Here is a 9779-nt window from a genome sequence, read left to right as displayed (position 1 = left end):
CCTCGGATCGCTGTCGGCTGAAGGCCATTGACAGAGGACTCATCATGTGAGGCCATTGACAGAGGACTCATCATGTGCACATGACTTGCACCCGACCGCAAGCCGAACGCCAGATTCTTCTTGCAACGCGGGCGTCGTCCACACATGACCCCGACTCCGACATCGGCGAGGGCGGCCTTGTGCCGTGCCGTCCTCGCGCAATTGTCGTATATGTGTGTCGGCTATTGCGGCCGCGGATGCTTTTCTTCCCGGTCCTCTTGCAGCTTCTCGATCGCTCCCTTCACCTTGGGAATAAGATCGTAGATCGGCGGGTTGTTGCTAACGAACCCGATCTTGAACTGCGGCGGATACTTCACGAGTTCCTTCATGTACCAGCCCGCAGAACCCAGCAACTGCACCGCCATCGGAATGTGTCGAATGCCAATGCTCACGTCTTCATGTGGATTCGTGTAGACGTTCACCGCAATCGCACCTCCCGTGTCGACAGCGATCGGACCGCTGAATCCGCCCCAATCGCCCCTTTGGAAGAAGCCGTTTTCGATTTCAGCGGTCCAAATAGCCTTGAACTCGTCGATGCGGATCATTGCGAAGTACTGATTGAGCGTATAGATGCGCTCACGGCGGGCGGACTCGCCATGATCGGCGAGCAGCATGCCGGATTGGTCGACGCCGTCGATGTACGTCGTCTTGGGGAAGAACTCGTCGAGCTGCGCGCCTGGCTTGCCAGCCAGTGACACGAGCGTCGGCAGAGTATCAGCCTGATCGAACAGCCCTTCCGACCGGCGCGGCGGTATCATCCCCTTCCAATAGGCGAAGGTCGGGACACGCACGCCGCCTTCCCATGACGAGCCTTTGCAGCCGCGGAATGGAGTGCGCCCATGCGGAGGAACTTCGCACTCAGGGCCGTTGTCCGAACTCAGGATGATGAGCGTGTTCTCAAGCTGCCCCGTATCCTCAAGCGCCTTGACGAGTTGCGAGAGCACATAATCCATGTGGACCATGCAGTCGCTGAACACGGTGCGCGCTCGCGACTTGCCCGCCCAGTCGTCGGACGGGTAGTTGTCGAAATGACAGCCGCGCGTGGCGTGGTAAAGGAAGAACGGCTGTTTGCTGTCCTTCATCTGCCTGATGAAGTCGACGCTATAGTCCATCCAGTGCCGGTCGAGGTCCTTGATATAGTCAAGATCGATCAGTCTGACGTTATCGCACTGTTCCGTGTTGGACGTGCTGCAATGCACCTCATAGTGGCTGAATGGAGCCTCTTCCATCATCCGGAAGCGGGATGGGCTTAGCGCGACCTCAGGATTGAAGTATTGATCGCGCCATTCGGTATACTCGTCCGACACGCCGAGAAAACCGAGATAGTCGTCGAAGCCGACGTTCTGAGGCAGGGATCCGCGGTTCTCACCTACATGCCATTTGCCCGCGCCGCGCGTCACATAGCCGAGCTTTTTCAGTATGCTCGGAAGCGTGATTGCACCATCAAGACCGCCCGCTTCGCCATACATCGGCGGACGGAGAATGCCGTGGTGGAGCGGGTTCTGTCCGGTCAGAATGGTGGCGCGCGACGGCGAGCACGATGGCGTGGAGTAGGCCGACGTTAGGTTGAGGCCTTCGTTGGCAAGCTTGTCCATCGTCGGCGTTTCGTTGCCGACGGCGATGCCGCCGCCGTTGAAACCCGGGTCCATCCACGCAACGTCGTCGAGCAGGAAAAAAATGAAATTCGGCTTCTTGCCAGTCTTTCGCTCCAGCTCGGCGAGCTTTCCACGCGCTTGCTGCTCCTGTTCGGGATGCGCGATGACCGGATACATATTGTCGGCTGGCTTTACCGGCTTCAGATGAATGAATTGGTCCGGATGGTCGTAGCCCTTGGCCGTGGCGGGACCAGTGGCGCTACCGCGGATGTTTTGCGCAATGGCCGGTGCGGTCGTCAGAATAATAGCAGCAGCGCCCGCCAGGAGGGTGTGTTGCAAGGCACTTCCGATGTTCATGGCTCGCTCCTCGGTTTGGCTCAAGAGTGCCCCGAGTAACTGCAAATGGACCCTGAACGGACTCTTGATTTGGATCAAACGGCAGGTGCCGCGTTCCATCAGCGTCCTGCGGCCTTCCGTCACCGTCCATGAGGATAAGCCCATGAAGACGACTGCAATGGCGCTTTCAGCGCTCGCGTCAGCAATGCTCTCCTTTGTTCCCGCGACAGCGCAACAGATGACTGGCACGCCGGGCTCCCCCAGCGCCACGACCACCATTGATGGAAAATATCTTCCGCCGCCGCCAGCGAAGTTCGGCGGCGAAATCGACCTGCAGGCCAGCCAGTCGAAGCCGTATTGGCCCGCCCGAGTAGTTCCGCCAAAGGGGGCGCCCAATGTACTCCTAATTATGACCGACGATCAGGGCTATGGAGTGTCGGGAACCTTCGGTGGTGTCATCCCTACTCCCGCAATGGATCGCATCGCAAATGCGGGACTGCGTTACACGCAATTCCATTCAACTGCCCTCTGCTCACCGACGCGGGCAGCGCTGATCACGGGCCGCAATCATCATTCGGTCGGCTTCGGCGTGATTACCGAAATGTCCACTGGATACCCGGGGTATGACTCCGTCATCGGACCGGAGAGTGCCACGATCGGCACGATCCTGAGGGAGAATGGCTACGCGACGGCGTGGATCGGCAAGAACCACAACACTCCCAGCTATCAAATCAGTTTGGCAGGGCCTTTTGACCAATGGCCGAGCGGGATGGGGTTCGATCACTTCTATGGCTTCTTGGGCGGCGAAACTGACCAGTGGACGCCGTTTCTCTTCCGCGACCAGACGCAGGTCTTTCCGTGGGTAGGACACCCCGGCTACAACCTCACCACAGACATGGCGGACGACGCTATCAACTACATGAAGGGGCTGAGTAACGCCGCGCCAGACAAGCCGTTCTTCATCTATTACGTGCCCGGCGGCTCGCACGCACCGCACCAGCCTACGCCAGAATGGATCAAGAAGATAAGCGACATGCACTTGTTCGATCAGGGCTGGGAAAAGCTGCGCGAGACAATTTTCGCCAACCAGAAGCGGCTCGGTGTAATTCCGGCGAATACCCAACTCACACCTTGGCCGGATGGCCAGCCCGAATATGGCGGAGCGAAACTTCAGAAATGGGAGACACTCAGCCCCGACGAGAAGAAGCTTTTCATTCGTCAGGCGGACGTTTTTGCAGCCTATACGGCCTATACCGACCATGAAATCGGCAGGGTCATTCAGGAAGTCGAAGACGAGGGTAAGCTCGACAACACGCTCATCATCTACATCAGCGGCGACAACGGCAACAGCGCTGAAGGCTCAATCCTCGGCACGCCGAACGAAATGGCTGCAATCCAAGACGTCAACATTCCAGTGGCGGAGCAGTTGAAGTTCTACGATGTTTGGGGTTCGGACCAGACGACACCACACATGGCGGTGGGCTGGACCTGGGCCTTCGATACACCATTCAAATGGACCAAGCAGGTCGCGTCGCACTTCGGCGGTACCCGCCAAGGCATGGCCATCTCATGGCCCGGTCACATCAGCGACGTGAGCGGAATCCGCACGCAGTTTCATCACATGATCGACATCGTGCCGACGATCCTCGAAGCCACGGGCACTCAGGCGCCAGTGATGGTCAACGGCATTGCTCAGAAGCCGATCGAGGGCGTCAGCATGGCCTACACCTTCGACAAGGCCAACGCGAACGCCCCATCGACCCGCAGCACGCAATACTTCGAGATGGTCGGCAACCGCGCGATCTACCACGACGGCTGGCTCGCCGCCACCACGCCGCCCTCGCCACCCTGGGACCTGGGCTTCGGGAAGTTTCCTGACGTCGTCAACGGCTACACCTGGGAGCTTTACAAGCTCGCCGACGATTATTCGGAGAACAACGACCTCGCCGCTAAGATGCCGGACAGGCTGCGCGACATGAGGGAGCTCTTTATGGTGGAGGCGGCGAAATACAGCGTGTTCCCGCTCGACAACAGCTTTACCGCTCGTGCAGCCACGCCGCGACCGAGCGCAACCGCGGGCAGGACAGTATTCACCTACTCGGGTGAATCGTCGGGTCTTCCCTACAGCAGCGCCCCCGACATCGCCGGGAAGTCTTACTCCATCACCGCTGAGGTCGAAATTCCGCAAGGACAAGCAGAAGGCATGATCAATACGCTCGGAGGCCGCGGCGGCGGCCATGGCCTCTACTTGCTCAAGGGCAAACCAGTCTTCGTATACAATTTTTTTGACGTGGAACGCTTCCGATGGGAAGGCCCAACGGCGCTCACGCCGGGCAAGCATACTATCGTGTTTGATTTCAGGTATGACGGTCCCGGTTTTGGCAAAGGCGGCACGGGCGTCCTGTCGGTGGATGGCAAGGAAGTCGCCAATAGGACGATCCCGCACACCATTCCGTTTGTCGAGACGATCTACGAGACCTTCGATGTCGGTGTAGATACTCGCACGGGCGTGGACGACAGCGACTACCAGCCGCCATTCCGTTTCACCGGCAAGATCGATAAACTAACAGTTAAGCTGGTCCCCCTGAACGCTGCGGAGGAGAAGCTGCTCCAACAAAAGGTCCAGGAGACCAAGAACAAGGCACAGTAAATCGCCCCACTTGGCCTCCGCTAGCCAGACCGGAGGTATCGCGCCCCCGGTGATGATCGGAAGCGGGTGATTTCCGTTATTGGCCCTTCGCGTCGTTTGCTGCGCCTGCACGAAAGCGGTCGCTATCGGAGCGCAGCGGACACAGCGGAATTTACGAGTACAGCCCCTAAGGCACCACCTAATAACCTCTAACCAACGGTTAGAGGCGCGACAGCTAGTGGCAAATTTTTGAACTTGATCGATTGACTTTGGTCGATTAAAAGCTCGCCGCGGCTCCCATCGGGGGCCGCATTCATTTGGATCTGCAGTAATCTAGAAGAACCACCGCTAAGTCGTTGGTTTCTGATGGCTTTGCGCAGTTTCTAGCCTGCGCCGTCGCGTTTCTGCTACGAAACTGCTACGGAAAATCACTAAGTAGTTGGTATTGCAGCGAAATTCGTTAGCAATATCTAACCGCTCGAAGGGAGCGGGACAGCTGATGATGGCACTTGTACTCATTGTCCTGATCGCCGGCGCTGCGTCGGCTCTGATGTTCGCCTCGATCGTCTCGGGCGCGCTGATCTCGCTCGTCCTGTTCTACCTCTCGCCCCTGCCGCTGATGGTCGCCGCGATCGGCTGGGGACCGCTTTATGCGAGCCTTGGCGGCATCGCTGCCGCGATCGGCCTCGGCGCCATTTTCGGCCTGCCCTACTGCCTCGCCTTCGCCGTCACGGTCGCGCTGCCGGCCTGGTGGCTCGGCCATCTCGTGCTGCTCGGCCGCCATACCACGCCTGCCGTGATCACGGCGGGCGCGGAGCAGACGGCCGAAGCTGAGATCGAATGGTATCCGGTCGGGCGCATCCTGCTCTGGATCGCGGGCTTTGCCGCGCTGATCACGATCGCAGCGCTGCTCACGCTCGGCAGCGATGCCGAGGGCATCACGACCTCGCTGCGCCGCGGCTTGACGCGCATCCTGCACGCGGCCGATCCGCAAGTCTCCGGCGATACCGACCAGTTCATCGATGCGCTGGCGACCGTCGCACCGGCCGTCGCCACCATCGTCTCGATGATGACGCTTACCCTCAACCTCTGGCTCGCGGCCAAGGTGACGGCGACGTCGGGGCGGCTGCGCCGTCCCTGGCCCGCGCTGATGACCGCCGAGCTGCCACCGATGACGCTCGCCGTGCTGTGCATCGCCATTGCCTTCTGCTTCGCCGGCGGGCTGATCGCGATCGCCGCGCAGATCATCACGGCGGCGCTGATGATGGCCTATGCGCTGACCGGCTTCGCCGTGCTGCATACGCTGACGCTTGCGCTGAAGAGCCGCGCCTTCTGGCTCGGCTCGACTTACGCCGTCGTCGTCGTGCTCGGATGGCCCGTGATCGCGATGATCGCGCTTGGGCTTGCCGATGCCGTCTTCGGCTTCCGCGAGCGCTTCCTGCGCAACCGGCCGCCGCCACTGCCAACCCCTTAAGTCCAACCCAAATCCAAACTCACAGCACTTCAAAAGGAGAACGATTATGGAAGTCATTTTGCTGGAACGCGTGGCCAAGCTCGGCCAGATGGGCGAAGTCGTGAAGGTTCGCGACGGCTATGCCCGCAATTTCCTGCTCAAGCGCGGCAAGGCGCTGCGCGCCACCGCCGACAACCGCGCCAAGTATGACGGCATGAAGGCCGACCTCGAGGCCCGCAACCTCGCATCCAAGGCCGAGGCGTCCAAGGTCGCCGAGAAGATCGAGGGCAAGAACATCACCGTGATCCGTCAGGCTTCCGAAGCCGGCCAGCTGTTCGGCTCGGTCACCGTGCGCGACATCGTGATGGCGTTCGAAGCGGACGGCATCTCGCTCGCCCGCCCGCAGGTGCAGCTCGACGCGCCGATCAAGACCATCGGCAAGCACACCATCACGATCGCCGTTCACCCCGAGGTCGAGGTCGAGGTCACCGTGACGGTCGCGCGTAGCCAGGAAGAGGCCGAGCGCATCAACCGCGGCGAGGACATCTCGACCCGCAACGAGGACCGCGACGCGGCCGCCGAAGCAATCGCCGCCGCCGGCGAGTTCTTCGATCCGGAAGCTCAGCACGACGACGTTGCGCCGGCGGCGGAAGCGACCGAAGAGTAAGCCTAGCGCTCACACGACGAACGGAAGCCCGGCCGCCTAAGCGGCCGGGCTTTTCGTTTTGGCGGCGACGTTCTCTCTTTAACGGGAGATCGGAGGGACCGGCGAGCCGGACGACTCCGCTGGAGCCGACGGGGCGGCCGCGGTCGGCGGCGCATCCTGCGGCTTGGCCGCCGGTGCAGAGGCGCCACTGCCGTTTGAAGAGGCATCGGCGGGCTTCGCCGCAGTGTCGGCTGGCTTCTGCTCGGGCGCAGCCTCGGCCGGTTTCGCCGGCGGAGCCGGCATCACCTGCGGCACCGGATCCGGCCGCAGCGCGGGCGTCTGGCTGGTCGAAGGCTCGACCTTGGCGCTTTCGGGCTTGTCGGCGGGCTTCTCCGCCGGCGCGTCCTTGGCACTGTCGGGCTTGGCTTCGGGATCGACCTTGGCGCTGTCGTTCCTCGTATCGTTTTTCTTGTCCTCGGCCGGTGGCTCGGCTGCCGCAGGCATGTCCTTGGGCGTTTCGCCCCTGGGCGTCTCGGCCCTGGGCGTCTCGGCCTTGGGCGTCTCGGCCTTCGGAGCTTCCTCCGGCTCGGGCCTGCCGCGCTTGCTCAGTCGCTGCTTGGACTTGCGGCCCTCGGGACCGCGCTCATTGGTCGCCTGGCCCTCGGGCTTGGTGCCTTCATTTGCACCATCCTTCGACCCCTCTTCGCTCGGCCGCGCCATCCGCCTCGAACCGGCGCGACCGGTTTCGGATGCGGGAGCGCCCTCGCCCTCCGGCTTCGCCGCGTCCTGGTGCTGGCGCCGGCTGGGATGCTCGGACTGTTGCGTGGCGCTGGAATTGGCGTCCTTCTCCTTAGCGCCGTCCTTCTTGTCCTTGCCGTCCTTGGCCTGGTAGCGCGTGTCGGTTGCGCCATTGGAGACGAGATAGGAGGAGAGCACGCCCGCCATGTCCGAGCTCGTGGTGTAGTGCTGGCGCAGGAAGCCCGGCAGCGAGCCCGGCGGCACCGACTTGAGAAGCCCCCGCGGCGACTTGTGGCAGGCATTGCAGGTCTGGGCGAAGATCTGGGACGGGCTCTTGCCGGCCTCGAGGTTCGTCGCCTGCGCTAACGCAGCCTCTGGAGCACCAAGGCCAATCAGAAGCAACACCGTCGCGAGGCTGAGCGCTCGGCTCGACATCCCGTCATCTCCATTGAAAATACGCAAGAAGGCCGGCCCGCGCGTCGGGCGGCGCCGGCAGCGGGTCACCTTTTAGCCGATTGAGCCGCAATTGGAAGCGCGCTCATGACGCAAGGATGTGATCGCGCGTTTTGCGAATATCGGCTTTGAACACAACGCAGTAGCAGGCTCGGAACCGGCTGATTACATTCCCATGCAGATGCATAGGAACCAATGCAATTCCGATGCGTCGGTGTGACGGGGGCTAGTCGCATCTTTTCGGGTTCGCTCGACAGGGTGGTTCTATGGACCGTTTGTTGCGCAGCTTCCTGATGAAGTTCATCCGTCGCGGATCGATGACGGTGACGACCGCGAGCGGCGCAAAATTCACGTGTGGCGACGGCTCCGGCCAGCACGTGGCGGTCCGCTTCGCGACAACCGAGGCGCAGCGCAAAATCCTGCTCAACCCCGAGCTCGGGCTCGGCGAAGCGTATATGGACGGCGAGTTCGTCGTCGAGCAAGGCACGATCGCCGATGCCCTGGCGATCCTCCTGGATCAACCCGAAATATTGCCGCAATGGGCCAAACCCCAGTGGCACTTGCGCTACCTGACGCGGCATTTGAGGCAGTTCAACCTGCGTACCCGCGCCAAGACGAATGTTGCCCATCACTACGATCTGGACGGCCGGCTCTATTCGCTCTTCCTTGATGCCGACAAGCAATATAGCTGCGCCTATTTCGAGACCCCGGACACTTCGCTCGACGATGCCCAGCTCGCCAAGAAGCGGCATGTCGCAGCGAAGCTCGTCATCAAACGCGGCCAGTGCGTGCTCGATATCGGTTCCGGCTGGGGCGGGCTCGGCCTCTACCTCGCCGAGATCGCAGGCGCCGACGTCACGGGCATCACGCTCTCGACCGAGCAGTTGCAGGTTGCGAATGCCCGCGCGGCCGAGAAGAGCCTGACCCGGTCGGCCCAGTTCCTGCTCCAGGACTATCGCGACATCGACGGTCCATTCGACCGCATCGTCTCGGTCGGCATGTTCGAGCATGTCGGCATCAACTTCTATGAGATCTTTTTCCAGCGCTGCGCCGAGCTCCTCGCCGAGGACGGCGTCATGCTGCTGCATTCGATCGGCCGGTCGCAAGGGCCGGACTCCACCAATCCCTGGATCGCCAAATACATCTTCCCCGGCGGCTATATCCCGGCGCTGTCCGAAGTACTTCCCGCCATCGAGCACGCCGGGCTCCTCGTCTGCGACATCGAAATCCTCCGCCTGCACTATGCCGAGACGTTGAAGGCCTGGCGTGAGCGATTCATGGCGCGGCGCGAGGAAGCGGTGCAGCTCTATGACGAGCGCTTTGCCCTAATGTGGGAATTTTACCTGGCCGCCTGCGAGATGACGTTCCGCAAGCAGGGCATGATGAACTTCCAGATCCAGGTCACCAAACGCCAGGGCGTGGTCCCGGTGACCCGCGACTATATCGCGCATGAGGAGGCGCGGCTGCGCGGCCTGGAAAGCGGCAGCAGGCCGAGGCTGAAGCTGGCTGGCGAGTAGGAAAAATAAGGCTAGTGGCGCAGGCGCGAGGCCGGATAGCGCAGCGAGACCGGCAGCGCGAGCTGCGCTCGGAACTGCGCCAGCGTCTCGGCCGGCAGCTTGGATCGCTCAGGTTCCGGGCGGGACGCGTCCTCCATGGCAGCAATCAGCGCCGACAGCCAGATCCGGCTGCCCGCCTCGCTTTTCCGCCATGCCTGCAGCTCCTGCCGCATTGTCGCCTCGTCTCCTGACGGTCGTGGACCGGACCAATTCCTTGCCTGCCGGCTGGTTCCGGGCCTTACCCGAAAGATTCCGGGGGTCTGTGATCTGCTTCACAAAGTGGTGGTCGGAATTGTCCTAGACCGTCACCCATGAGCAAGAAGATCCAAACCTC

The 9779-nt window shown here is 61.7% G+C and carries 7 protein-coding genes; 4 read left to right on the top strand and 3 right to left on the bottom strand.

Annotated features, from left to right (window positions below):
- Window positions 1–221: 221 nt before the first annotated feature.
- A complete protein-coding gene (locus Q3C01_RS09915; RefSeq protein ID WP_458145133.1) occupies window positions 222–1991 on the bottom strand; it encodes a sulfatase-like hydrolase/transferase in 1770 nt (589 codons plus the stop codon).
- Window positions 1992–2133: 142 nt separating this feature from the next.
- Here Q3C01_RS09915 and Q3C01_RS09910 point away from each other — a divergent pair, with 142 nt between their 5' ends.
- The 3 genes from Q3C01_RS09910 (at window position 2134) to rplI (ending at window position 6719) form a co-directional block, all read left to right on the top strand.
- Entirely contained in the window at window positions 2134–4620 is a 2487-nt protein-coding gene (locus tag Q3C01_RS09910) for an arylsulfatase (protein WP_458145132.1), read from the top strand.
- Window positions 4621–5098: 478 nt separating this feature from the next.
- A complete protein-coding gene (locus tag Q3C01_RS09905) occupies window positions 5099–6073 on the top strand; it encodes a DUF2232 domain-containing protein (RefSeq protein WP_458145131.1) in 975 nt (324 codons plus the stop codon).
- Between the two features lie 46 nt (window positions 6074–6119).
- Complete coding sequence (gene rplI, locus Q3C01_RS09900) at window positions 6120–6719, top strand: 50S ribosomal protein L9 (protein WP_458145130.1); 600 nt, start codon at window positions 6120–6122, stop codon at window positions 6717–6719.
- A 78-nt stretch (window positions 6720–6797) separates the two neighbouring features.
- Here the strand turns inward: rplI and Q3C01_RS09895 are convergent, their stop codons facing one another.
- Window positions 6798–7871 (bottom strand): prolipoprotein diacylglyceryl transferase, encoded by a 1074-nt coding sequence (locus Q3C01_RS09895; protein ID WP_458145129.1) that lies wholly within the window; start codon window positions 7869–7871, stop codon window positions 6798–6800.
- 284 nt (window positions 7872–8155) lie between these two features.
- Between Q3C01_RS09895 and Q3C01_RS09890 the strand changes: the two genes are divergently transcribed.
- Complete coding sequence (locus Q3C01_RS09890; RefSeq protein WP_458145128.1) at window positions 8156–9406, top strand: class I SAM-dependent methyltransferase; 1251 nt, start codon at window positions 8156–8158, stop codon at window positions 9404–9406.
- Between the two features lie 11 nt (window positions 9407–9417).
- Here the strand turns inward: Q3C01_RS09890 and Q3C01_RS09885 are convergent, their stop codons facing one another.
- Complete coding sequence (locus Q3C01_RS09885) at window positions 9418–9618, bottom strand: transcriptional regulator (protein WP_458145127.1); 201 nt, start codon at window positions 9616–9618, stop codon at window positions 9418–9420.
- Window positions 9619–9779: the final 161 nt, after the last annotated feature.

The organism is Bradyrhizobium sp. UFLA05-109 (assembly GCF_054185165.1).
The sequence above is the reverse complement of the archived record's forward strand: the minus strand, read 5'-3'. Positions and strand labels throughout refer to the sequence as shown.